Genomic DNA, 25,180 nt, shown 5'->3' with positions numbered 1-25,180 from the left:
CTTCGCTGCGCTCTGCATGACGTTTTTAAGCCCTGCAACCCTCCTGCCGCCTATATTTGTGGTATTACGGTGATGGATTTCCACCGCGAACCGCCGGAGCCCTCCGCTCCGCGCTGATGATTCCTACCGCCCGGACGGCCACAAGGGCCGCGTCGCCTAGCTCATCACGTTCGCCGCCATGCCTGCTTCTTTCGATTTTGCCCGCCTTCTGCCCATCCGCTTGCGCCGCGCGGGCACTGTCTCCGTGCTGTTGTTCCTGCTACGCTGGCTGCTCATCAGTGGTATAATTGGCGGGCTGGTCGGCACGGCTTCAGCCGGATTTTTAGTAGCGCTAGACTGGGTGACGCGTTGGCGCGAAGCCCACCCGTGGGCACTGGCGCTGCTGCCGGGCGCGGGCCTGCTTATTGGCTTGGCTTACCATTACTTTGGCCAGGAGGCGGTACGGGGCAATAATTTGATTTTGGATGAAATCCACCAGCCCCGCCGGCTGGTTCCGTTGCGGCTGCTGCCGCTGGTGCTGGGCGGCACGCTGGCCACGCACTTGTTCGGCGGCTCGGCGGGCCGCGAGGGCACGGCTGTGCAAATGGGCGGGGCGCTGGCCGACCAGCTCACCCGTGCGTTGGGCCTGCGCCCGCGCGACCGCCGTCTGCTGCTCATTGCGGGCATGAGCGCGGGATTTGCCTCCGTATTTGGTACGCCACTGGCCGGCGCGGTTTTCGGGCTGGAAGTATTCCTTTTGGGTTCCATTCGCTACGAGGCCCTGCTGCCCAGCTTCCTGGCTGCCGTGCTGGCCGATGCCGTGACGCGGGCCTGGGGGGTGGGCCACACGCACTACCCTATGCTGCCAGCAATGCCGCTTACGGCTCTTTCGTTGGGGGGCACGCTGCTGGTGGGTGGGCTCTGCGGGGTGGTGGCGCGCGGCTTTGCTGGGCTCACGCACGCCATCACCGGTTTTTTTCGGCGCATTGCCTATGCACCACTCCGGCCAGTAGTGGGCGGAGCGCTGCTAGTGCCGCTGCTTTGGGCCCTGGGTGCCAATCGGTTTGGCGGCTTGGGCATCCCGGTCATTGTGGAAAGCTTCCAACATCCGCTGCCCCCCACCGATTGGGCCATAAAACTGGCCCTGACGGCCCTTACCCTGGGCTGCGGCTTCAAGGGCGGCGAGGTAACGCCCCTGTTCTTCATTGGGGCGGCATTGGGGAGTGCGCTGGCCGTGGTGCTGCCTCTGCCAGTGGCTTTGCTGGCGGCCCTGGGCTTTGTGGGGGTGTTTGCCGGGGCGGCCAATACCCCACTGGCCTGCACTCTGATGGGCCTGGAATTATTTGGCAGCCAGGCCGGCATCTACCTGGCCCTCGCCTGCGTGGTGGCATACTTATTATCAGGGCACCGCGGCATCTACGGTTCGCAGGTAATCGGCCAGGCCAAGCACTTGCGCCTGGGCCGCCAGCAGGGCAAGCGGTTGGGCGAGCTTTAGCGCTTATCCTAAAGGTGGAAACGTTACTCCTGGTATGTCAACTACTCCTCACATCTTGTTTCGCGCTTCAAGCGCACCAGGTGTGAGGTTCCGGCGCCAGGCAAGGCGGAAATTTTATGAAGCACAGCCTCGCAGCGTTCTTGCTAAATCTTTTTTTCTTGCCTGCAGGCAACCCTTCACGCGCATTCGGCATCTGACGCGCTAACTCACCCGCTTTTCTGCTTTTTGCCCACTCCTACCGTGACCGAAGTCGAACTCATTGCCGCCTGCGTGCGCGGCGAGCACCGGGCCCAGCGCCAGCTCTACGACCGACTGGCCGGGCTCATGCTCACCGTATGCCGCCGCTACCTCAAGCGCCGTGAAGACGCCGAGGAAGCCTTGATTTTAGGTTTTGCCAAGATGTTCCGGGCCCTGCCCAACTACCGCTTCGAAGGCAGCTTTGAGGGCTGGGTGCGGCGCATCATGGTGAACGAGGCGCTGATGCAGCTGCGCCAACGCGAAATGATGACGGTGTCGTTTGAGGATTTTGCTCAGCCCGAAAACCTGGCCACCACTGCCGCCACCGCCGACACCCAGCTACAGGCCGAAGACCTGATGCACCTGCTGGCCACCCTGCCGGTGGGCTACCGCACGGTCTTCAACCTCTACGCCTTGGAAGGCTACGGCCACCAGGAAATTGCCGAGCTGCTGGGCATCAGCGAGGGCACGAGCAAGTCGCAGCTCAGCAAGGCCCGCGCCATGCTGCAGCGCCGCGTCAGCTTCGCCGCCGTAGCAGCCGAATGACCCGCGGCCGGGCTTTTTTCAACCACGATTTCTAGCTACCGATAGATATGCCTCCCGAAAATATTGATGATTTATTCCGCGACAAGCTCGACGGCCACGCTTCGCCGCCCGGCGCCGACCTGTGGGCCCGCCTGCGGGCCCACGTGCCCGCCGAGGCGGCTTCTACGCCCGAGCCCGCACCGGAACGCCTCGACCAGCTTTTCCAGAAAGGCCTGAGCCAACACGCCACCCCGCCCCGCCGCGAGCTCTGGGAACGCCTCGAAGACGAGCACCTGCGCCCCCGCCAGCGCCGCGCCGCCGCATGGTGGCCCATGGCCATGGCCGCTGCCGTAGCGCTGTTGCTGCTGGTAGGCGGTGGCCTGTGGCTAGGTTCGCCCACCGGAAATATGCCGGCTGGCAGCGTGGCTTCGCAGTCGGCGCCGAATGGGCGTAATGCGGCTTCACAATCCGCATCTCCCAGCATCGGTCCGGCTATTCTTGATAAGGAGGGCGTAGCCGCCGCGTCGCAGCAGGAAGCTGTGACAGCAACCGCTGCCCCTGAAACAGCCGGCCAGGAAAATATTTTGGCACCGGTGCAGAAAAATGCAACCATCCGGGCAACCCGGCCCGCGGCCCTCGCATCTACCCCATCAGAAGCCAGCAAAGCAGCCCGCGAGCAGTCTTCCCGCCCCTTGAAAGGCAGCATCCGGCAGTTGGACGCGACTACCGAACCCGCCCCGCAAGTGGCCCGCAATTCCACTCCGCCCGCTATACAGCCGGCCCCTTCTTTCGATGCTGACGAGCACCAAAAGAACCTGGAAAACGCCCCGGTATTGGCCCAGGCTCCCAATCCTAACCCGGCTGCGGAAAACGTCCCGGCCACGGCCAGCGGGCTCATCACAGTAGATGTGCGCGCCGGCGATGCCCGCTCTGCCAAGGCCACCACGTCGGCCCTGGCTTCGGCCGAAGCCCCGGCTGAGCGCAAGCGCCTGGGTGGGCGGCTGCTCCAACAGGCCGGCCGCCTGGTGCGGGGCGAGCAGGTGACGCTCGCCGAGCTCGCCGGCCTGCCCGACAACGTGACGGTGCGGGCCACCGTGGCCGGGCGCACGGTCACCAAATCCATTCAATTGTAATTCACTTCTTCTCTTTTAGAAATCATGCAACGCGCTTTTCTCCCCTCTTTTCTGCTGCTAACCGCCCTCACGGCCGGGCTGAACGAGGCCCGCGCCACCCGCCTGGCGCTGCCCGCCACGGTGCAAGACACCATTGTGATGCGCCTGCCCAACCGGGCCACCCTCACCCTAACGGTGCGCGACGCGGCCCAGCTGCGCCAGCTCAAAAACTACCACCTCGACTCGCTCACCACCCGCCTGGCCACCTACATCACGCAGGCCGAGGCCGCCGCCAAAGCCGGCGCCACCAACCAGGTAACGATGCGCTTCTACCCCGACAAGGACCAGCCCGGCCAGAACCTGCCCGAGGAAATCCGCATCACGGCCCACAAGCCCGGCACCGATGGCACCAAAGGCCCCACCAAAACGCAGGTGTTTCTGAACAAGAAGTTCGGCATTACCACCTACAACAAGGGCGACGGCGAAAACTCCATCACCATCGACACGAACGGCAGCGCCAGTGCCACCGCGAAAGGCGACTCGACGAAACGCGCCAACCGGAAAGACCGCCACACCGTCGACCTGCACGTCGAGTTCGGCTACAACACCTTCGTCAATTCAGCGTCCAACGCTGTCAGCTCGGGTCCTCCTTCGTTGCGCTATTGGTCCTTGTTCGGTGGGTCGGGCATGACGGGCATCGGCCTCGATTATGTACAGCCCCTGGCTTACAGCAAGCGCGCCAAGCTGGCCCTCACCTTCGGCCCCGAGTTTGTGAGCAACAGCTTCATGCTGCGCGGCAATGACCAGTGGGTGAAGAACGGCAACTTGACGACTGCTGAGCGCGCCCCCGACAGCAAGCAGATTGACGATTCCAAACTTGTCATCAACTCCCTGAACCTGCCTCTTATGCTTCGCCTGAAGCTGCGCAACAAAGCCGATAAGCGGACCCTATCGGCCGGCATTGGCGCCTTTGGTGGCTACCGCGTGGGCGGCAACATCACCACGGAATACAAGCTGGCCGGCAGCGACAACAAACACGAAGACAAGCTGCGCGGCGACCTCAACGTGAATGACTGGCAGTATGGCCTGCAAGGCGAGCTGGGCTTCCACTTCCTCCGGTTTTATGCCAAGTACAACCTGAACGAAGTATTCAAGGAAAACCAGGGTCCCCAAACCCACGCCCTCAGCTTCGGCTTCCGCTTTATCGGTTTTTAAGTGAGTTAATTCTAAAAAAAGCGTCCTGGTTTTCCAGGGCGCTTTTTTGTTGCCGTTTGTCATCTGAAGCGCCGGAGAAAACCTTGTCACGCCAGCGTAATTTCTCCGGTATGACAAGGACCTTCGCAACGCTCAGGATGATGGGCAAAATTTTATTGACCCCGAAAAAAATTATCCAGCAGAATGGCGGCCGAGATGGCCACATTCAAGCTTTCGGCCCGACCGGCGGCGCCGCGCGGGATGTGCAGGCGCCGCGTGAGGGCCGCCGCCACGCCCGGCGTGAGGCCGTGCGACTCGGAACCCATTACGAGCACGCCGCGGGGCTGCAGCTGCACGCGGTGCACGTTGTCGCCTTCCAGGTCGGCGCCGAAGATGCCTGTGCCGGCGGGCAGCGTGGGCAGCCAGGCGGCGAGGTCGCGTTCCCACACGGGCACGCGGGCGAAGGCGCCCATGGTGGCGGACACGGTTTTGGGAGCAAAGGCGTCGGCGCAGCCCGGACTGAGCACCACCCCGGCCAGGCCGTACCAGTCGGCCAGGCGCAGCAAGGTGCCCAGGTTGCCGGGGTCGCGCACTTCGTCGAGTGCCAGCAACAATTGACTTTCGGGCAGCGTTAGGGGCAACGGTGCCTCGGCGGGCAGGCGGGCCACGGCCAGGGCCGTGGTGTTGTTGGCCAAGGTGCCCAGTTGGGTGAGCTCGGTTTCCGATACCAGGGTTAGCGGCAGCCGGGCCGGAAGTTGGGCCCGATTTTGGGTAGCAAATTCGGCCGTGGCCAGCAGCTGTTCCGTTTCCAGGTCGGAACTTAGCAGCTCCAACACGTTTTTTCCGCCCTCCACCAGAAACGCGCCGTGGCGTTGCCGGTACTTCTTTTGGTGCAGCGACTGCACGTATTTGCCTAGTGCTTTTGAAACCATTGTTCTCAACGTATTTTTCAAAGCTACGGCCCTGGCGCCGGCTGGGGCCGGTGCTGGGCCTGACGCTGCTGGCAGCCTGCTCGCCGTTTAAGCTGCTGAAGCCGGGCCAGCGCCTGCTCAGCCGCGTCGAAATCAAGGGCGTAGAGCAGGCCGACAAAGAACGCCTCACCGCGCTGGCCCAGCAAAAACCCAACTCCCGCTTTCCGCTGCCCAAGCTGGCCATCTACCAGCTGGGCCACAATTTTTACGACTCGACGCGCATTAAGAACAAGCTGCGCGCCATTCAGGCCGATTACGCCGAGAAGATGCGCGCGGCCGGCACCGACTCGGCAAAGCTGGGCAAGCTCATCGGCCAGCGCGAGCGCAAGGTGACCCGCAAGCAGCTGGCCCTCGACAAGGGCAACGCCATTATGCGCCTGGGCGAGGCGCCAGTGGTGTACGACTCCGCCCTGACGCGCCGGTCGGTAGAGCAAATGACCACGTTCCTGCGCTCGCAGGGCTTTTTCCGGGCCCGCGTGACGGCCACCGACACGGCCCGCTACCACCGTGGCCTAGTGCTGCGGGCCATCAAAGCCCTGGGCTCGGTTTTTCCGGGGAAGTCCGACTCGCTGGACCGCGTGAAGCAGTACCGGCGCGTGACCGTGAGCTACCAGATTCACGAAGGCCAACCTTTTCTGTATCGCCTGCAGGCGCCTAGCATCCCCGATTCGGGCGTGGCCGCTGTGGTGCGGCGGGGCCAGGGGGCCTCGCTGCTGCACGAAAACGAACGGTACAACGAAGACCTCATCGGCCAGGAGCGCACCCGGCTCGAAACCCTGCTCAAAAACGCGGGCTACTTCGATTTCCGCCAGCAGTTCATCACCCTGGAGGCCGACACCAGCTACGAGAAGTTCACGGTGCGGCTGCGCACGTTCATTGCCAACCCCGGCCCCAATCAGGGCCACCGCGTGTACACCGTGAAACAGGTGCGCTTCATCACGGATGCTGGCGTGGGTCGCACTCTGCGCAACGCCGCCGGCGACACCCTGCGCCGCGCCGGCACGCCGGGCGCCCTGCGCGCCCGGCCCAGCCTGGGCCTGCGCACCGATACCACCGTGACGGATTCCATCCGCTTTGCGGCTTACGACCAGAAATTCAGCACTAGCCTACTGGCCCGCAAGGTGTTGGTGCGCCCCGGCCAGCGCTACAATCTGGCCAACACCCTGCAAACCCAGCGCCTGCTGGCCGACCTCGACATGTTCCGGTTCAATACCGTGAACTACCGCAAGGTGGCCGACCCGCCCGCCGCCGACAGCGCGGGCCTGCATCCGAGCACGGGTGAACTGGTGGCCGTGATAAACGCCTCGCCAGCGCCCAAGTTTTCGGAAACCACCGAGGTGGGCGGCACCTTCGTGGCCAACCTGGTGGGGCCATTTGCCAACATACGCCTGAAAACCCGCAATCCCTTTGGCGGGGCCGAGGTGTTGGAAGTGGGCCTGCGCGCCGGTTTTGAAGGCCAGCTCACGCGCCTTGTGACGGATGACAATTCCCTGCAAGCGGTTTATACCACGCAGTTGGGCGCCACTGCGTCGTTGATATTGCCGCAGTTCCTGGTGCCCTTTCGCACGAATTATTTCCTGACGCACTACAACCCCAAAACCCGTTTCACCCTGTCCGAAACGTTTGTGAAGCGGCCCGAATACATCCGCTCCAATTTCGAGTTTGCCTACGATTACATCTGGCAACGCTCAACCTTCCATCAATATGTTTTCTCGCCGGTGGTCATCACCTTGGTGAATTCCATCTACGTCAACCCCGCTTTCCAGAGCCAGCTAGAGCTTTTTCGAGACACGCAGGGCTCTTCGTTGATTCGTTCGTTCAGCAAGCAGATTGAGCCTAGCATCAGTTTTACTTCGCTCTATAATTCCAACGATTTCAACGAAACCCGTAACGCCCGCTACCTCCGGCTGTTTGTAGAACTAGGCGGACTCACGCGCCATTTGTACAAGGATGCGCTGTATTCCAGCACAAAGTTGAATGTGTATGATTTTGCCCGCTTGAATGTCGACTACCGCCGGTATTATCGCCTCAGCCCCCAAACCTACTTTGCCTGGCGCCTGAATGGCGGGGCGGTGCACGCCCTCACCCGCACTTATGACCCGGATACCAACTACGACGCCTATATTATACCCTACGATAAGTCGTTTTTTGCCGGCGGCTCCACCAGCTTGCGCGCTTGGGCTCCGCGCCGCCTCGGGCCGGGCGGCTACACGCCCCGCCTGATTAAAACGGGTGAGCGCGACTTTATTTCCGAGCAGCCGGGCGAACTGCTGCTCGAAGGCAGCGCCGAATATCGGTTTCCGATTTACAGCTTTATCAAAGGGGCCGTCTTCACCGATTTCGGCAACGTGTGGGGCCTGCAGGAGCGCAAGGAACAAAGGCCCACCGAACCAAACTACGGCGAGTACCTGCGGAAGGACGCGCAGTTTCAGCTCAACACGTTCTACAAGCAGATAGCCGCCGATGCGGGCTTTGGCGTTCGTTTCGACTTCACCTTTCTCATCCTCCGCCTCGACCTAGCCACTAAGATTTACGACCCCACGGCTCCCACCGGACAAAATTGGGCCTTGCGCTATTTCAACAGCAGAGCTAACCCCATTGCCTTCAACCTCGGCATTGGCTACCCCTTCTAAATGCCAAAAAAGGAAAAGGAGTAAAAGCCTACGGGACCAAGCGAAGAATATCTGTTTCTGCTTGGTCCCGTAGGCTTTTACTCCTTTTCCTTTCTACTAATATTCCAGCAACTCCCCCAGCGCCACCGATACCTTGGCGGCACTAGGAAGCATCTGCTTCTCCAGGTCCACGTTCAGGGCAATGGCCGGCAGATTGGCCGCGCCGAGGGTGAACACCGGCGCATCCAGCGCTTCGAAGCAGTGGCGCTGAATGCGGCCAGCAAGGCTTTCGGCGAAGCTGTTCATGAGCGGCTCTTCGGTGAGCACCAGCACCTTGCCGTGGCGGCGGGTGGCGGCCGTCACGGCGTCGAAATCAAGCGGGTTGAGGGTGCGCAGGTCGAGGATTTCGACCTGGCCGGGAAAGTCTCGGCTTGCAGCTTTCGCCCAGTGCACACCCATGCCGTAGGTGACGACGAGGGCGGTTTCGCCGCGGCGCAGCTTATCGGCGTCGGCTTCCTGAGCCACGGCGGCCTGGCCCAACGGCACCACGTAGCCAGCGGCCGGCTCCACGGTTTTGGCGTCTTCGGTGCCCGGCACCTTGCTCCAGTACAGGCCTTTGTGCTCCAGCATCACCACCGGGTTGGGGTCGAGGAAGGCGGCGCGCATGAGGCCTTTCATGTCGGCCGCGTTGCTGGGGTACACCACCTTGATGCCGCGAATGGTGAGCAAGGTGCTTTCGATGGAGCCCGAATGGTAGGGCCCGCCGCCGCCGTAAGCGCCGATGGGCACGCGGATAAGCGCCGGAATCGGAAACTTGCCCATGGTGAGGTAGCAGGACTTCGACAGCTCTTCCACCAGCTGGTTCAGGGCCGGCCAGATGTAGTCAGCAAACTGGATTTCGACGATGGGCCGGGCGCCCACGGCCGCCATGCCGGCCGTGCTGCCCACGATGTAAGCCTCCTGAATGGGCGTGTTGAACACGCGCGCGTCGCCGTACTTCTTGGCCAGCAATGCAGCCTCGCGGAACACGCCGCCCAGCTCCCCACCCACGTCCTGCCCGTAGAACAGCGCCTCTGGGAATTCGCGCAGGATGTCGTCTACCGCGTGCAGGGCGGCATCCACCATCAGCGCCTTTTCGGCGCCGGCGGGGCTACGTTCGCCCGCCTCGGCCGTCACGGTCGGCGTGGCAAACTCGTGGTCGGCAAAGGTGGCCGGGTCGGGGTTGGGCGCGGCCAGGGCTTCGTTCCAATCTGCCAGCACTGTGGCGCGGGCCTCGGCCTGTAGCCCATCCAGCTCCTCCTCCGAGAAACCACCGGCCAGCAGCTGCTGGTGCAGGCGCGGCAGCGGGTCCTGAGTTTGGTGGTTGGCCAAGTCGTTGCGGTACCACTCGCGGCGCACGCCACTGGTGTGGTGGCCCAGCAAGGGGCATTTGGCGTGCACCAGCACCGGCCCGCGCCGGGCCCGCACGTGCGCAAACGCCTCGGCGAGGCCCGCGTAGGATGAGCCAAAATCGGCCCCGTCCACCTGCAGGCGGCGCAGGCCGGGGAAGCCGGCCGCAAACTCATAGGCGTTCATTGCCCGCATTTCCCGGCCGGTGGCCGAGATGCCCCAGTCGTTGTCCTGCACCAGGTAGATGATGGGCAATTGGTGCAGAATGGCCATTTGCAGTGCTTCTGCCACTTCGCCTTCGGTCATGGCCCCGTCGCCGATGGAGCACAGGGCGAGCGAGGCATTGCTGGTCAGCCGTTCGCGCGAAGCCTTGAATTCCTCGCTGCTGTTCGCCAGCTGCTCGCCGCCCACCGACTCCAGATACTTGATGGCGTGGGCCATGCCCGTGGCCGGAATGGCCTGCATGCCGGTGGCCGAGCTTTGGTGCGGAATAACCGGGGCGCCCGTCCGGCGCAGCGAGGGGTGCGAATAATACGTGCGGCCGCCGCTGAAGGGGTCGTCGCGCTTGGCCATGAGCTGCAGCATCAACTCGTAGGGGCGCAAGCCCAGGCCCAGCAGCATGGCGTCGTCGCGGTAGTAGGGCGAGGCAAAATCGGTTTCGCGCAGGTGAAAGGCCGCGGCCAGCTGCACGGCTTCGTGGCCGCGGGCGGTGGCGTGCACATAGCGGGCCGAAATGGCTTTTTGCTCCTCGTAGAGGTCGGCCATGGCAGCGGCCGTGTGCATGAGGCGGTAGGCACGGCGCAACAATTCCGGGCTGAGCGGGGCCGGGCCGGGGGCCGGGGCGGCCGTGAAAGCGGCCGCAGCGGCTGCAGCAGCGCTGGCTACGCGGGGGTTGGGCAGGTCGGTGGTTTCGGGGGCGGTGGGAGCAGCAAATTCAGACATCAGCGGCATGGCGGGTGAGGCTGCAAAAGTACGCCCATTGTGCGGCCGTATCTTTGCTCACGCTTTGCTAAGCCCAGCAGGCCGCTCCGTGCGGCGTTTTTTGCTCAACCTTAAGTGATTTCTGCGGTGAATTCTTCTGAGCTACCGGCCTCCTCTCCCACCATCCGTCCCGAAATTGAAGCCTGGCTGGCCGATTTTCAGCTGCGCCTTTGCCAGCAGCTCGAAACCGCCGATGCCGGCCCGGCCCACTTCCTCACCGATGCCTGGCAGCGCGAAGGTGGCGGCGGTGGCCGCTCCAAGGTGCTGGAGCACGGCCGCATTCTCGAAAAGGGCGGCGTCGGCTTTTCGGCCGTGTGGGGCGCCATGAGCGAGGCCGCCGCCCGGCAGCTGCACATGCCCGACCCGCACTTTTATGCCACCGGTGTGAGCGTGGTGCTGCATCCGCGCAGCCCGCGCGTGCCCATCATCCACATGAACGTGCGCTACTTCGAAGCCGGCAACGGCGAGTCCTGGTTCGGCGGCGGCATCGACCTGACCCCCATTTACGTGGACGAAACGCAGGCCCGCCGCTTTCACCAGCGCTTGCGCGAGGTGTGCGACCGCCACAACCCGGCCTACTACCCCAAGTTCACGCGCTGGGCCGACACCTACTTTTACCTGCCCCACCGGAAGGAAACCCGCGGCGTGGGCGGCATATTTTACGACCGCCTCACCGTGGGGCCCGACGGCACAGCCGAGGAGCTATTCGCCTTTATGCGCGACGTGGCCGAGCTATTTGGCCCCGTTTATACCGAGCTGATGGCCGAAAACCACGCTCTGCCATACGGCGAGCGTGAAGAAGCCTGGCAAACCCTGCGCCGTGCCCGCTACGCCGAATTCAACCTGGCCTTCGACCGCGGCACGCGCTTCGGCCTCGAAACCGGCGGCCGCACCGAATCCATTCTCATGAGCCTGCCCCCGCGCACCGGCTGGGCCTACAACCCGGCTCCGCCCGCGCCCGGCACCCCCGAGGCAACGACGCTGGCCTGGCTGCGCCAGGGCGTTGACTGGCTGACCGATGCCCCTTCCCATGCTTGAATCCATCAAGGAGCTGGACCGGGCCGTGCTGCTGGCAATCAACCGCGCCCATTTTCCTGCACTCGATACGGTCATGGTACTGGCGTCCAACCGCTTGGTGTGGTTCCCGCTATACGCGGTGCTCATCGGTTGGCTTATCTACCATTTCCGGCGCGGGGCGTGGCTGCTGCTTCCGCTGGTGGTGGCGGCCGTGGCCCTGGCCGATAGCATCACCAGCCGCATTTTCAAACCCTTTTTCGGGCGCCCCCGCCCTTGTCACGACGCCGCGCTTTTTGCCCGGCTGCATTTGCCTGACGGCTGCGGCGGTCAGTTCGGCTTTTTGTCTTCGCACGCAGCCAACTCCATGGCCCTGGCGGTATTCCTGGCGGTAGCGCTGCCGGCGGGCCGTTTTCGCATTCTCAAAATTGCCCTATTTATCTGGGCATTTTTACTATCGTACAGCCGCATGTATCTTGGGGCGCATTATCCCACTGATGTAATTGGTGGGGCCGCCATTGGGGCGCTGCTGGGCTGGGGCGCTGCCCTCGCCTACCAGCAACTGGTGCCCCGGAGATGGCCTAGCCGAGAATAAACTTCTGCAAATGGATACCACTGCGCGACGATTTTTATTCTTACTCTCCAGCACTCGTCGCATGGGCAATAGTGAGCAGCTGGCATATTGTGCCGCGCACCACTTGCCACCCAACGCCACCCAGCAGTGGCTGCACTTACAGGACTACCCCCTGCCTTATTTTGTGGATATGCGCCACCACACGCCCTATCCGCTCCCCACCGGCAACGCCCTGGTGTTGCTCGAAGCAACGCTGGCCGCCACCGACCTGGTGCTGGTGGCGCCCCTTTACTGGTACAGCTTGCCCGTGCACGCCAAGCATTACCTCGACTATTGGAGTGCCTGGCTGCGCACGCCCGGCCTCGAATTTAGGGAGCAAATGCAGGGCAAAACGCTGTGGAGCATTGTCGTAAGCAGCGGCGACCAAACCGAAGTCCAACCCCTGGAAGCCACCCTCATCCTCACCGCCAACTACATGAAAATGCCCTGGGGCGGCATGCTCTACGGCACCGGCTCCCGACCCAACGACATTCAGGACGATGCACCAGCCTTGGAAAGGGCCAAAGCATTCTTTAAGCCGGTTACAAAACTGGGTGATACCATTCAGATGCCTATGCCGGAAATAAAAAAAAGCCCGCAGGATTAGCTGCGGGCTTTTTTTTAATTTCCAGGTGCGCTACTTGGCGGGCCGGCGGTTGCCTGTATGGCCGTCGCCCCGGTCGCCGTCGCCGGGCTTGCTGGTCTTTTTAGAATTGTGCTTGTCGTCCTGCGATAAGGACTTGTGGATATCAACGGAATGCTCAATCTGGCCGTCTTTGTCGCGGCGGACGTAGCGCTTATCCCCCTCGTGGGGTTCTATTAATTCGCGTTTAGACATGGTGCGGAAGGACTTTGTGGAAGATTTAGTAGTTACGCAGCCCCCGCGCCGAAGTTGTCAGGCCCTTTGTGCCAACAACTTGGTTACGTACTTGCCCACGATGTCGAATTCCAGGTTCACCGTTTCGCCGGCTTGCAGCTGCTGGAAGCTGGTGTGCTCGTAAGTGTACGGGATGATGGCCACGGTGAAGCCATCGTCGGTGCTCTCAAAGCACGTCAGGCTGGTCCCGTTCACGCAGATGGAGCCTTTCTCGACCGTGAGGCGGCTGGGGCCGGGCGCGTGCCGAAAACGAAACAGCCACGAACCCTGCTGGTCCGTCACGCTGGTGCAGGTGGCCGTGGCGTCGACGTGGCCCTGCACAATGTGGCCGTCGAAACGGCCGTTGGCGGCCAGGCAGCGCTCCAGATTCACGTGGCGGCCGGGCACCCACTGGCTCAGGTTGGTGACGCGCAAGGTTTCGTCAATGGCCGTCACCACGTGGGTGCCCGCGGCCGCATCCACGGCTACCACCGTGAGGCATACGCCGTCGTGGGCCACGCTCTGGTCGATTTTTAGCTCGGCGGCAAAGGGCGAAGCCACCGTGAAGTGGCGGTTGCTGCCTTCATTGGCTACGGCCACAATGGTGCCGAGGGCCTCAATAATTCCGGTAAACATGTGGGGTAATGGAACAGGGTTGGCAGAACTTGCTGCTGATACCGCCGGCCCGCCCAAAGCGGCTCCGGCCCCAGCGGCCAATTCCTTTTACATACAAAGAACGGCATCCCGAACCCGAGATGCCGTTCACGATGCCCAACCAGTTTGTAGACAGTTGGGTTATTTATCGGCCTTTTCAAAGGCGCGCCAATCCAGTTCGCCGGTTTCCTTGCGGCGCAGGAAATAGCTCTGGTCGTCGTCCTTGTTTTTGCCAAAGGTCAGGTCAGCCCGGCACGAGAGGCACTTCACGGAAGTGTACTTGTATTTGCCCTGCGCCACGCGGCTGGTCAGGTCCAGGTTATCGGAACCGCAGAGGCCGCAGGCGGCCACGTCGGGAAAGCTGAGTCGGTCGTATTCGGCCACGGTTTCGTGGAAATTACTGCCTTCCACGGTGAAGTGAAACTGGCGGCGCCCAATGCGCTTGGTAGTCATCATCTGCAACATTCTAACTGCAATCAAACGGGTGAATTGATGCTTTAAAATTACAAATTATTAGCCTCAAAAACAAGTAGCTATGCGTTCATCAGGGCATAAAAAAACTCCCGCGAAGGAGCTTTTTTAGAACGCTCGCAATGAGCTTATTGCTGCACAAATTTTACCGTTTGGCGGCTCGTGCCGGCGCTCACTTCGCAGGTGTAGGCACCCTTGGCCAACCGCGCCGTGCGCAGCGGCAGCTCGCGGCTACTTGTGGCTGGCAGCTGCTGTTGCAGCACCACGGCGCCGCGCGCATCCAGCACCCGCACCCGCAAGGGCTGGCCCTGCAGCCCGGCTGGCAGCACCAGCGTCAGGGGGCCGTCGCCGGTGGGGTTGGGATACAGCCCGAGAGTTTCAGCCGTTGCGGAACTGGCTTTGGCAGCCAGGGGCGCCGTTGGGTGCAGGGCGTTGTAGGCCGTCACGAAATTCGGGATGCCGTAGCCAAGGGAATTGTCTGGATTGTTGGCCTGCGACGCCGTGCTGCGCAGGGCCGCGATGACCTGCTGCGCCGTGAGCGTAGGGTTGGCCTGCCAAAACCCGGCCGCCATGCCCGCCAGAATGGGGCACGCATAGGAGGTTCCGCTGCCGCGGAATGCACCGCCGTTGGGTGCCAGCACCGCCGCTGCCAGGCCCATGGCCGACAAGGTAGGTTTGATGCGTCCATCCGACGTGGGCCCGTAAGAACTGAAGTAGGCCCGGTTGCCCAGGGAATCAACCGCTCCTACCGACATAATCGAATCGGCATCAGCCGGGGCCGAGATGTAGTGCCAGGGGTCGTCGCCCTCGTTGCCGGCGGCATTCACCACCAGCATGCCAACGCGCGCAGCAAATGTGGCCGCCCGCGTGCTGATGGCCGTGCGGCCGTTCATGTCGGCGTAGGTATAGGACGGCGAAGGGGCGTCGAACTCGGTGTAGCCCAGCGAGGAGCTGATGACATCAACCCCGGCCGAGTCGGCGTACTCGGCGGCGGCCAGCCAGTTGGCTTCTTCCACGGGGTGCTCCGAATACACGTCCTCGGTGATGCACAGGTGGAACGTCGCTTTGGGAGCCGTGCCGATGTAAAACCCGGCCTGATTGGCCGCAATGGCCGACACGCAGTTGGTGCCGTGGCTGTTGCGCAGGTACACGCTGGTGCCGCCATCCACGAAGTTGCGGGTGCTGGCCAGCCGATTTTCCAGGTACACGGGCTGCATAGCCGGAATCTGGTCGACGCCGGGGAAGCCCGCGTCGAACACGGCAATCTGCATACCATCGCCGCGGTAACCCGCGTCGTGCATGGCGGTGGCGCCAATTTGCAGGGCCTGGCGGTAGGCCGGGCCGTACTGGGCGCGGGTGGCCTGCGTGCGGTTCACCGCGGGCGGCACCTGTATGGGTGGCGCAATGGGCGCGGGCGTTTGGGAATATCGGTTAAGCGTGGTGGCCCGGCGCACAATGGGCAGCGCGGAAATGCGGCCCAAAGTGGCCGAATCGCAGGACACGAGCACGGCGTTAAACCAGCGCGAGGTATAGACCACACGCGGATTGCCGGCCACGCTGCGGATTTGGGTAACGTAGGCAGGGTTTACGGGCAGGTCGCGCGGGAGCACCGCGATGCCCTGGCGCGTGCGCCGCGCCACTGCCCGGGCCGACAGAAACGCCTGCGGCTGCGCCACCGAATACGGCGTGCCGGTTTTGTCGCGCAAGTACACCAGGTGGCGGCGCACCTGGCCCTGGGCCTGCGCGGCGGGCGCCGCCAGCCCGGACAACCCCGCGGCCAGTAGCCCTCCCCAAACCCATTTCAACATCGAACTCACCATGGGAAATCAAACAATCAAGTAAAGCTGGGACTAACCCCTGCCAAATTAACGCAGATGGTAGTCAATCAGGGTTTCGCGCCGCGAAGTGGCCAAGAAGTAGTTGCCAGGGTAGTAATCGACACGGCCGGAACTAGGATTATTAATATAAAAATTGGCGAAGAAAAAACGGCGCCGTAGTACCGGTCCCACGCCTTTGGCAAACACTTGCTGGTAGCCTACTTTCTTGAGGGCACTGCTTTCGGTGGCCGTGCCGGTATTATTCACCGTCACGGTTGTCTCGTACGCCTTGGCCGGCAGGCCCGAAGTACCGCCGCCCGTGTTGAAGGGCTGCCCCACCCGGCTGTATTGCCGTGTTTCGGCCGTGATGGTGTCGTTGGAGTTGTTGTTGAAAGCGTTCAGGTTCCAGGAGCGGCCCTGCCGCACCGGAAAAATGAGCTCGGCGGTTTTGGCGTTGTTGCGGTTCAGGGCCACAAAGTTGGCGTTGGCCGTGAGCACAAACACGCTGTCGTCGCGGAAAGTAGTTGTGGAGGGGCCCATTTTGGAGCGCACCAGCCGGTAGGCCGTTTGCCCGCTGGCGTCGGTGAACACCTCGGTGATGGTTTCCTTAAACTGGTAGTTGGTGACCGTGAGCACGCTAGGAGTGCCCAACGAATTGCCCGATGCCAGCGCTTGGCTCCAGGTGCTGTCGGCCACGGCGTAAGTCCAGGTGTTGCCCACGGCAATGGGGTAATAGCCCGTGCCGGTGTCAGGAATGGCCTCCGAATCATTTTTGCAGCCGGCCACGCCCACTGTCAACGCGAGGGCCATAAAAGCGAGGCCCCGGCGCCTAATGGCCGGGTTATTCAGCGAACGGAGAAGCGGCGACTGCATAAATGAAGCGTAGAAAAAGACAGAAAACGTAGCTTATTGCCCGGCCGTTGCGGCGGCAAAAGGTACGGGGATTTCGCCGATTACGTGGCGCTCAATCCAGCCGCCACCCAGCACGTCCTGCCCGTCGTAGAACACGGCGGCCTGCCCGGGCGTGATGGCGTGCACGGGTTCCTCAAAGTACACGCGGATTTTGCCGTCCACTTCTTCCAGAAACGCCGGAGCGCCGTCGTGGTTGTAGCGCACTTTTACCACGGCCGGCACTAGGCCGCGCCCTTCCAGACTAGCTTCCTTGCCCATGTTGAGCTTGCCCACGATGGTGGCCGTGCTGGCCAGCTCGTCGTAGTTGCCCAGCACCACCTCGTTGGTATCGGGCCGGATTTCGAGCACGAACGCCGGGTAGCCCAGCGCCACGCCCAAGCCCTTGCGCTGCCCGATGGTGTAGAACGGGTAGCCCTCGTGCTTGCCGATGACGCGGCCGTTTTTGGTCACGAAGTTGCCGCCGGCCACGCGGGCCTCCAGGCCGGGCACGCGGCGACGCAGGAAGCCACGATAGTCGTTGTCGGGAATAAAGCAGATTTCGTAGCTCTCGGGCTTGTTCACCAGTTCGGTGAAGCCGCGCCGGCGTGCTTCGTCGTAAATCTCGGTTTTGCGCATGCCGCCCAGCGGAAACAGCGTGCGGCTCAGGCTCTCCTGGCTCACGCCCCACAGGGCGTAGCTCTGGTCTTTGTTTTCGTCGAGGCCTTTGCTCACCACGTAGCGGCCGGTTTCGGCGTCTTTGCGGATGTTGGCGTAGTGGCCAGTGGCAATGTATTGGCAGCCAAGCTGGTCGGCGCGGCGCAGCAGGGCGTCCCACTTGATGTGGGTGTTGCACAGCACGCAGGGGTTGGGCGTGCGCCCGGCCAGGTATTCGTCGGTGAAGTTATCAATCACAAAATCACCGAATTCGTCGCGAATGTCGATGATGTAGTGCGGGAAGCCGAGTGTCACGGCAATGTCGCGGGCGTCGTTGATGCTGTCGAGCGAGCAGCAGCCGGTTTCCTTTTTGGAGCCGCCGGCGCTGGCGTAGTCCCAGGTTTTCATGGTCATCCCGACCACTTCGTAGCCTTGTTCGTGCAGCAGCACGGCGGCCACGCTGCTGTCAATGCCGCCGCTCATGGCGACGAGTACCCGTCCTTTTGTTTCGGTATTCATATTGGTGGTGCAATTCACCCGGAGCTTGAATGGTTCCGGCCGGCACCTGCAAAGGTACGGCTTTGTACAATGAGCAATTGGCAATGAACAGTGAGCAATAACCGCCAGATGGGTTATTGCTCACTGTTCATTGCCAATTGCTCATTTAATCTTACTTCCCCCGCCCTTCTACAATAATTTTTAACGTGTAGAGCAACACGCGGAAGTCCATGGCCAAGCTCATGTTCTCGATGTAGAGAATGTCAAACTTGAGGCGTTCCACCATCTGAGCCACGGTTTCGGCGTAGCCATACTTCACTTGGCCCAGCGAGGTGAGGCCGGGGCGCACGCGATGCAGGTGGCGGTAGTGAGGTGCGATTTTCACAATCTGGTCGATGAAGAACTGCCGCTCCGGGCGCGGGCCCACTATGCTCATGTCGCCCTTGAGCACGTTCCAGAACTGCGGCAGCTCATCCAGCCGGACCTTGCGCATGAAGCGGCCCCACTTGGTGATGCGCGGGTCGTGGTCGGAGCTCAGGGCGGGGCCCATCTTCTCCGCGTCGATGTACATGGACCGAAACTTGATGATGCGGAACGGCTGGCCGTTGCGCCCAATGCGCTCCTGCCGGTAAAACACCGGGCCGGGCGAGGAAAGCTTTACCATGACGGCCGTGAACGCATACACCCAGCAGGCCAGCAGCAGGAAGAGCGCCGAGCCCACCACGTCGATAACCCTCTTGAGGATGACCTGCCACACGGGCAGCAGGTCCTGCTTGATTTCGATGAGCGGGGTACCGAATAAGTGATTGACTTTCACCGACCCCAGCAGCATCTGGTACAAGTCGGGCAGGATGCTGACGCGTGCGGGCGTGCCTTCGAGCAAGGTTAGGATGTCCTGAATAAGCCGGTGCTCACTGGGTTCAATAGCAATGACAATCTGCTCAATTTTGAGGGCGCGTACCAGGGCTGGCAGGCGCTGGTAGGAGCCGCGGGCGGGCAATTCGGCGGCCAGTTCGGGGTCGACGGTGTCCCCCACTGGTGCGAAACCTACTAAGCGCAGCCCCAGGTGCTTGCTGGTACGAGCCAGCTCGTGGTAGGTGCTTAGCGCCAACGCATTGGAGCCTACCAATAGCGTGGGAAACGAAATATTGCCCCGCCGAATCTGGCGCTGTACGCTGCTCACGGCCAGGGTGCGTAAAAAGCCAGTGATGAAAAAATGCAGCAGGTAGTAGGCCGAAAACGTTTTGTAGTAGGCCTTGTAATTCACCACTCCTTGGTCGTCGAGAAGCAGGGTGAAGAAAATAACCACAGCCCCGAGCAGCGACACCCGCGCCAGCCGAATGATTTCGCCCAAGCGCGACTTGCGGTAAATGTCGCGGTACTCGCCCACCAGCGTGTAGAGAACGGTCCAGAATACGGCGATGAAGATGGCCGAGCCGGTGAGGTCAAACAGTGCGCCTTCGGTGAAGCGGTAGCCGGTCAGCTCGTTGAGCAAATACTTGCGTACGAGGTAGAAACACATCCACGCCAGCAGCGCCGCCCCGAAGTCGGCGGCTACGAGCTTGACGTACTGAAAGCGGCGAACGAGCTGCAAAACGGTGACAGAAGGTGTATTTTCGCGGCCAGTGGACAAAAACTGCGCCGGACAAAGGTAGGACGCGCACGCACTTGCCGACATTTCCCGACAAGTCGCGGACATTTTCCGACAAGCTCATCACGGCGCGCCGGCCCGCACGGCTTATTTTCGGCTTTCATTTTTACGATTTCGCCATTTCACCGCTTCAGGATTCTTACCGGCACCAGGGCCAGCGGCGCGCATTGGCCCGCGAGCTGCGCCAGCGCGGCATTCACGACGAGCGGGTGCTCGGGGCGCTGCAGGCCGTGCCGCGCCACTTGTTTTTCGAGCCCGCTTTTCAGGACCACGCCTACCAGGACAAGGCCTTTCCCATCGGCGAGGGCCAAACTATTTCGCAGCCCTACACGGTAGCGTTTCAAACCCAATTGCTGAACGTGCAGCCCACCGACCGGGTGCTGGAAGTGGGCACCGGCTCGGGCTACCAGTGCGCGGTGCTGCTGCAGCTCACGCCCCACGTCGACAGCATCGAGTTCAATGAGGTGCTGTATGCGCGCACCCGGCAGCGGCTGGCAGCGCTGGGGGCCGGCGGGGCACGCCTGCACTGCGGCGACGGCTCGGTGGGCCTACCTGCTCAGGCTCCGTTCGATGGCATACTGGTGACGGCCGGGGCGCCGGGGCTGCCGCCGGCCCTGCTGCGGCAGCTGCGCGTGGGCGGCCGGCTGGTGATTCCGGTGGGCAACAACCAAACGCAGCGCATGGTGCGCGTCACGCGCGAAGGCCCCGAGGCGTTTGTGCGCGAAGAGTTCGAGGAGTTCCGCTTCGTACCGCTGCTGGGCGCCAGCGGTTGGCGCTCCTAAAAGCCAGCCTTCATCATTTAGCCATTTCTGGGACGTATCTTGCTCACGGATTGCAGCTGCGGCGAATTACTGCTCCACCCCCTGGCACCGCCGCGCTGCTTCTCTCCTTCTCTTTTTTCCTTCTTCAGAACGCATGCTGAAACACTTACGCATGGCCCGGCACTGGCTGCTGGGCATTGGGGCTGCCGCCTTGTGCCAGGCCGCCGTGGCTCAAACCCCGCAAGGCCTGCGCCGCGCCTACCCCGAACACCGCATGGGCATCCGCTGCGCTTTCGATAGTGCACAGCAGGCCGCCTTTGCCCGGCAGCCCGGCGCCGAGCAGGCCTACCGGGCCTTCCTGCAGCAGGTGGCCCAGATGCCGGCCAGCGCCCAGGCCCGCCTGCTGGCCACGCCCGACGTGACGGTGCCCGTGGTGATGCACATCATTCACACCGGTGGCACCGACAACATTTCGGATGCGCAGGTGAACGATGCCATGCGCGTCATCAACGAAGATTTCAGCAAAACCAACCGCGACACGGCCGACGTCATTCCTTTTTTTCAGCCGCGCTACGCCAACATCGGCTTCCGCTTCCGCCTGGCCAAGCTTGACCCCAACGGCAACTGCACCACCGGCATCACGCACACCTACTCCACCGATACCAACATCGGCGACGACCGGGTGAAAAACCTGATTAAGTGGGACCAGAGCAAGTACCTCAACGTGTGGATTTGCACCAGCGCCAACGGCGCGGGCGGCTATGCCTACCTGCCCTGCACCGGCGGCACGGTCGACGGTATTGTGATTCGCAACGCCCAGCTGGGCAGCATCGGTACCTCGTGCGGGGCCAACCTGTGCATCCGCTCGCTCACCCATGAAATCGGCCACTACTTCGGCCTGCCGCACACCTGGGGCGGCAGCAACACCCCGGGCCTACCCAGCAACTGCGGCATCGACGACGGCATTGCCGACACACCGAATACCATTGGCTCGCAAAACGGCTGCAACCTTAACTTCTCGCCCTGCACCGACCCCGTGACCAACCTGCCCGTGCTGGCCAACGTGCAGAACTATATGGACTACGCCACCTGCACCCGCATGTTCACGCTGGGGCAGCGTGCCGTGATGCGGGCCTCGCTGCAGCTGGGCTGCCGGCAGGTACTCACCAGCGCTGCCAACCTCCTGGCCACTGGCACCAACGACGGCTACAATGCTGGCCCCTGCGCCCCGGTGGTAGCCTTTGAGCCCACGGCTACGGTGGTTTGCGAAGGCTCGACGGTGTCGTTTGCCGATTATTCCTACAATGCCAACCTCGCAGCATCGGGCGTGACTTACGCTTGGCAGTTTCCGGGCGGTGTGCCCAGCACCTCGTCGTTGCGCAACCCCGACGTGACCTACCCCACCGGCGGCACCTACAACGTGACCCTGACCGTGACGGCCGCCGGCCAGAGCGGTACCCGCACCCGCACGGGCCTCATTCAGGTGCTGGGTGGCAACGTGGGCCTGTCGGCCCCGCTGGCCGAGTCGTTTGAGAACCCCAACTTCCCGCTCAATTTCGCAGCTTCGGACTTACGCAACTGGACCAACACCACCAACTCCACCTCGGGCGCGGCGCGCTGGGTGCGCCAGACCAGCACTCCCGGCGGCCTGCAGGTGAGCGACGGCACCGCTTGCCTGGCCGTGCGCAGCTCGCTGCTGCCGGCCGGCACCCAGACGCGCATACAGTCCCCCAACGTCAACCTGAGCACTTATTCGGCCGCCAACCCGCCGGTGCTCACCTTCGACCGCGCGTATGCGTTGCGGCCCACCCCCATCAACGAGTACCTGAACGTGCAGTTCAGCGACGACTGCGGCCAGACCTGGATTAACCAGGGCAACATCTTCCCCGCTACGCTCAACACCCTGGACACGGCGCGGGTGATTGGTTTCATTCCCACCTCGGCCGCGCAGTGGAAGCCGCTGGTGGTGCCCATTCCCGCCTCCTTCATTTCGAGTCATTTCCAGTTCCGCATTCAGATGCTGAGCAACGGCGGCAACACCATCTACATCGACCGCCTGGCCATTCAGCCGGCCAGTGCGCTGGCCAGCCGCACCGCGGCCGGCGCGGGCGCGCTGCGGGTATTCCCCAACCCGCTCACGGCCGAAACGGCGGTAGAATTCACCCTGGCTGCGCCCGGTCCGGTGCAGCTGCGCCTCACCGACTTGCTGGGCCGCACGGTGCTGTCCCCGGTGCAGGTGCTGGGCCGGGCAGGCCAGCAAACGCTGCCTTTGCTGCCCGTGGGCGCGGCGCGGCCAGCCGCAGGTGTGTACCTGATTGAACTGACCACGGAAAACGCGCGTTGGGCCTCCAAAGTGGTAATCCCTTAAGTTCAGGCTTTTCCGGCCCGTCGAACGGGCTGGAGTCACAACTTTTTTGGGCAAGCTGCCACCCTCCCGCTGCTTCGCCGACCTTAGATATCTCCCTTCTTTTTTTACACCATTATGCTGAAAAGATTTTTACCCTCGGTAATGGCTGCGGCCCTTGCCTTCATCGGCCTGGGCGCCCAGGCCCAAACCACGGCCGGCAAAAACCCCAACTGGTGCGGCACCGTGGACGAGCAGGAGCGCTACTTTGCGGCTCACCCCGGCTCCCGTGAGGCCCAGCAGGACTTCATGAAGCGCATGGCAGCCGTGGCCCAATCGCAGGCCCAGCAGCGCACCAACTACGTGACCGACGTGACCATCCCGGTGGTGGTGCACATCATTCACACCGGCGGTGCCGACAACATCAGCGACCGGCAGATTAACAGCGCCATTGCCTTGTTGAACGAAGATTACCAGAAGCTGAACGCCGACACGTCGCAGATTATTCCGCTGTTTCGGCCCATCGCGGCTTCGGTGGGCTTTCAGTTCCGCCTGGCCAAGAAGGACCCCAACGGCAACTGCACCACCGGCATCACCCGCCACTACATGCCGAGCCTGTACAACGACGCGCAGAACGGCGCCGTGCAGGCCGTGGGCGTGTGGGACCAGAGCAAATACCTCAACATTTGGGTGGTAAACACCATCGGTGTGGCTTCTGCCGGTGGCTACGTGGTGGGCTATGTGTCGCCCCCGAACAACCCCAACAACCCGCGTGACGGCTATGTGATTCGCCAGGACTATTTTGGCAACCAGGGCACCAGCAGCCCCAACAACGCCCTGCTGCGCGGCGCCACGCACGAAATCGGTCACTACTTTGGTTTGTCGCACCCCTGGGGCCAGACCAACAACCCCGGCACCGGCGACTGCTCCGGCACCGATAACGTGGCCGATACGCCGCCTACCGACGGCACTTTCAACTGCAACCTGAACTACGCACCCTGCGGCCCCATCGCTAACGTGCAGAACTTCATGGACTATGCTTCCTGCGCCGTGATGTTCACCCAGGGCCAGCGCGCCCTCATGCGCGCGGTGCTGGCCGCCAACCGTCCCAACCTGATTTCACAGGCCAACCTGGTGGCTACGGGCACCAACGATGGCTACGTGGCCCCTAACTGTGCCCCGATTGCCTCGTTTGCCGTGGCCCCTGGCACCAGCGGCAACGTGTGCATCAACACGCCGGTGACCTTGCGTGACTACTCGGCCAACTTCTCGCCCGCGGGCGGCACGCTGACGTACTCGTGGTCGTTCCCCGGCGGCACGCCGGCCACGGCCACGGGCCAGCAGGTGAGCGTGAGCTACCCCGCCGCCGGCTTCTACTCCGTGACGGAAACCGTGAGCAACTCCGTCGGCAGCAGCACCAGCACCCAGACCAACATCATCCGCGTCGAAGGCCCCACCGGCGGGGAGACGGCCCCGTTGACCCAGTCGTTTGAGGACGTCAACTTCCCCAACATTTATGCCGCCCCCACCCTGCGCAACTACGAAACTAGCGGCACTACGGGCGCGGGCGTAGCCGGCACGTTTGTCTGGCGCCGCCAGGCCGCCGTGCCCGCCGCCGACGGCTCGGCTTACCTGACGGTGACCAATCGCACCTATCCCGCCAGCGCCATCACCACCCTCGTAACCCCGAACATCAACCTGAGCAGCACCCCGAACGCCGCCATTAGCTTCGCCCGTGCCTACGCTCTGCGCTCCAGCTCTGACAACGTGCAGCTGCGCGTATCCTTTAGCACAGACTGCGGCACGACCTGGTCGACGCCCATTGTCCTCAACGCTACGGCCCTCAGCACGCAAGGCCTGACGCCGATTGACGGTTATGTGCCCGCTTCGAGCACCGAATGGCAAACGCTGAGCGTGCCCATTCCGGCCCAGTTCCAGGGCAGCGGCCTCTTTAAGGCGCGCCTGCAACTGGTGAATGGCACAACTCAGGGCAACACCTTCTTCCTTGATTATCTGCGCGTGACTGGTGGCCTGGCCACCAAGGCCGACGCCGGCGCTGCCCGCGGCATCGCCGTGTACCCCAACCCGCTGACCAAGGAGACGGCCGTGCACCTGGCCCTCGACAAAGCCGCCTCGGTGCAGGTCTCGCTCACCGACGTGCTCGGCCGCCCCGTGCTCACGCTGCCGGCCAAGGCCTACGGCGCCGGCCCGCAGGTGCTGCCCCTGAGCCCCGCCGGGCGCCCCCTGCAAGCCGGCGTGTACCTGGTGCGCGTCAGCCTCGACGGCCAGACCTTCACCTCCAAGCTCACCGTCGAGTAAACCGGCGGAGTCGCTAAAAGCAAAAAAGCCCCATCCGAAATCGGATGGGGCTTTTTTGGCTCATACAAGCTAAGGCTTGAAGTTGTATATTTGCTGAAACACTGAATTTTAATTCCACGCATTGGCGTTGGTTCGATAATAT

At 62.7% G+C, this 25,180-nt stretch carries 20 protein-coding genes and 1 riboswitch; of the genes, 11 read left to right on the top strand and 9 right to left on the bottom strand.

The window, feature by feature from the left end; all coding sequences use genetic code 11:
• The first annotated feature begins 59 nt into the window (after positions 1-59).
• Positions 60-133, top strand: a riboswitch (Fluoride riboswitch).
• A gap of 45 nt (positions 134-178) precedes the next feature.
• From I2I01_RS01350 to I2I01_RS01335, 4 genes are all read left to right on the top strand, one after another.
• Positions 179-1,474 carry a chloride channel protein gene (locus I2I01_RS01350; RefSeq protein WP_196284625.1) on the top strand — a complete coding sequence of 432 codons (1,296 nt, stop codon included), beginning with the start codon at positions 179-181 and terminating at the stop codon, positions 1,472-1,474.
• Between the two features lie 225 nt (positions 1,475-1,699).
• Entirely contained in the window at positions 1,700-2,257 is a 558-nt protein-coding gene (locus tag I2I01_RS01345) for an RNA polymerase sigma factor (protein WP_211537758.1), read from the top strand.
• A 47-nt stretch (positions 2,258-2,304) separates the two neighbouring features.
• Entirely contained in the window at positions 2,305-3,369 is a 1,065-nt protein-coding gene (locus tag I2I01_RS01340; RefSeq protein WP_196284624.1) for a hypothetical protein, read from the top strand.
• Between the two features lie 24 nt (positions 3,370-3,393).
• Positions 3,394-4,563, top strand: a complete 1,170-nt coding sequence (locus I2I01_RS01335) for a porin family protein (protein WP_196284623.1) — start codon at positions 3,394-3,396, stop codon at positions 4,561-4,563.
• Between the two features lie 152 nt (positions 4,564-4,715).
• On the opposite strand, the gene I2I01_RS01330 is transcribed toward I2I01_RS01335, so the two are convergent.
• Positions 4,716-5,474, bottom strand: a complete 759-nt coding sequence (locus I2I01_RS01330) for an RNA methyltransferase (protein WP_196284622.1) — start codon at positions 5,472-5,474, stop codon at positions 4,716-4,718.
• Here I2I01_RS01330 and tamL point away from each other — a divergent pair.
• Positions 5,465-8,146: a translocation and assembly module lipoprotein TamL gene (gene tamL, locus I2I01_RS01325; RefSeq protein WP_196284621.1), complete on the top strand. Its 2,682-nt coding sequence runs from the start codon at positions 5,465-5,467 to the stop codon at positions 8,144-8,146. The genes I2I01_RS01330 and tamL overlap by 10 nt on opposite strands.
• Before the next feature lie 96 nt (positions 8,147-8,242).
• Here the strand turns inward: tamL and I2I01_RS01320 are convergent, their stop codons facing one another.
• Positions 8,243-10,456 (bottom strand): alpha-ketoacid dehydrogenase subunit alpha/beta, encoded by a 2,214-nt coding sequence (locus I2I01_RS01320; protein WP_211537757.1) that lies wholly within the window; start codon positions 10,454-10,456, stop codon positions 8,243-8,245.
• A gap of 126 nt (positions 10,457-10,582) precedes the next feature.
• Between I2I01_RS01320 and hemF the strand changes: the two genes are divergently transcribed.
• The 3 genes from hemF to I2I01_RS01305 are packed head-to-tail and all read left to right on the top strand — an operon-like array spanning position 10,583 to position 12,729.
• On the top strand, positions 10,583-11,533 hold the full coding sequence (gene hemF, locus I2I01_RS01315) for an oxygen-dependent coproporphyrinogen oxidase (RefSeq protein ID WP_211537756.1): 951 nt from the start codon (positions 10,583-10,585) through the stop codon (positions 11,531-11,533).
• On the top strand, positions 11,526-12,104 hold the full coding sequence (locus I2I01_RS01310) for a phosphatase PAP2 family protein (RefSeq protein ID WP_196284620.1): 579 nt from the start codon (positions 11,526-11,528) through the stop codon (positions 12,102-12,104). The genes hemF and I2I01_RS01310 overlap by 8 nt, the downstream gene beginning before the upstream one ends.
• A 10-nt stretch (positions 12,105-12,114) precedes the next feature.
• Entirely contained in the window at positions 12,115-12,729 is a 615-nt protein-coding gene (locus I2I01_RS01305; protein WP_196284619.1) for a flavodoxin family protein, read from the top strand.
• A gap of 30 nt (positions 12,730-12,759) precedes the next feature.
• Here the strand turns inward: I2I01_RS01305 and I2I01_RS01300 are convergent, their stop codons facing one another.
• The 7 genes from I2I01_RS01300 to I2I01_RS01270 all read right to left on the bottom strand — a co-directional run bounded on the left by I2I01_RS01300 (position 12,760) and on the right by I2I01_RS01270 (position 19,557).
• Positions 12,760-12,960 carry a hypothetical protein gene (locus I2I01_RS01300; protein WP_196284618.1) on the bottom strand — a complete coding sequence of 67 codons (201 nt, stop codon included), beginning with the start codon at positions 12,958-12,960 and terminating at the stop codon, positions 12,760-12,762.
• Positions 12,961-13,017: 57 nt separating this feature from the next.
• The gene (locus tag I2I01_RS01295; RefSeq protein WP_196284617.1) at positions 13,018-13,614 is read right to left on the bottom strand and encodes a riboflavin synthase; all 597 of its coding nucleotides are present in this window, start codon (positions 13,612-13,614) and stop codon (positions 13,018-13,020) included.
• Between the two features lie 159 nt (positions 13,615-13,773).
• Positions 13,774-14,088 carry a hypothetical protein gene (locus tag I2I01_RS01290; RefSeq protein WP_196284616.1) on the bottom strand — a complete coding sequence of 105 codons (315 nt, stop codon included), beginning with the start codon at positions 14,086-14,088 and terminating at the stop codon, positions 13,774-13,776.
• A 143-nt stretch (positions 14,089-14,231) separates the two neighbouring features.
• On the bottom strand, positions 14,232-15,911 hold the full coding sequence (locus I2I01_RS01285; protein ID WP_196284615.1) for a S8 family serine peptidase: 1,680 nt from the start codon (positions 15,909-15,911) through the stop codon (positions 14,232-14,234).
• Between the two features lie 57 nt (positions 15,912-15,968).
• Positions 15,969-16,730: a hypothetical protein gene (locus I2I01_RS01280; RefSeq protein WP_196284614.1), complete on the bottom strand. Its 762-nt coding sequence runs from the start codon at positions 16,728-16,730 to the stop codon at positions 15,969-15,971.
• 96 nt (positions 16,731-16,826) lie between these two features.
• Positions 16,827-17,984: a tRNA 2-thiouridine(34) synthase MnmA gene (mnmA, locus tag I2I01_RS01275; RefSeq protein WP_196284613.1), complete on the bottom strand. Its 1,158-nt coding sequence runs from the start codon at positions 17,982-17,984 to the stop codon at positions 16,827-16,829.
• A gap of 151 nt (positions 17,985-18,135) precedes the next feature.
• A complete protein-coding gene (locus I2I01_RS01270; protein ID WP_211537753.1) occupies positions 18,136-19,557 on the bottom strand; it encodes a sugar transferase in 1,422 nt (473 codons plus the stop codon).
• A 176-nt stretch (positions 19,558-19,733) separates the two neighbouring features.
• Here I2I01_RS01270 and I2I01_RS01265 point away from each other — a divergent pair, with 176 nt between their 5' ends.
• From I2I01_RS01265 to I2I01_RS01255, 3 genes are all read left to right on the top strand, one after another.
• Positions 19,734-20,396, top strand: coding sequence for a protein-L-isoaspartate(D-aspartate) O-methyltransferase (locus tag I2I01_RS01265; protein WP_196285539.1), 663 nt, complete (start codon positions 19,734-19,736; stop codon positions 20,394-20,396).
• A gap of 133 nt (positions 20,397-20,529) precedes the next feature.
• Positions 20,530-22,743, top strand: a complete 2,214-nt coding sequence (locus I2I01_RS01260; RefSeq protein ID WP_196284611.1) for a M43 family zinc metalloprotease — start codon at positions 20,530-20,532, stop codon at positions 22,741-22,743.
• Positions 22,744-22,884: 141 nt separating this feature from the next.
• A complete protein-coding gene (locus tag I2I01_RS01255; RefSeq protein ID WP_196284610.1) occupies positions 22,885-25,038 on the top strand; it encodes a M43 family zinc metalloprotease in 2,154 nt (717 codons plus the stop codon).
• The last annotated feature ends 142 nt before the right edge of the window (positions 25,039-25,180 follow it).

Origin of the sequence: Hymenobacter properus, from assembly GCF_015694735.1 — a bacterium.
Lineage (GTDB): Bacteria > Bacteroidota > Bacteroidia > Cytophagales > Hymenobacteraceae > Hymenobacter > Hymenobacter properus.
The sequence above is the reverse complement of the archived record's forward strand: the minus strand, read 5'-3'. Positions and strand labels throughout refer to the sequence as shown.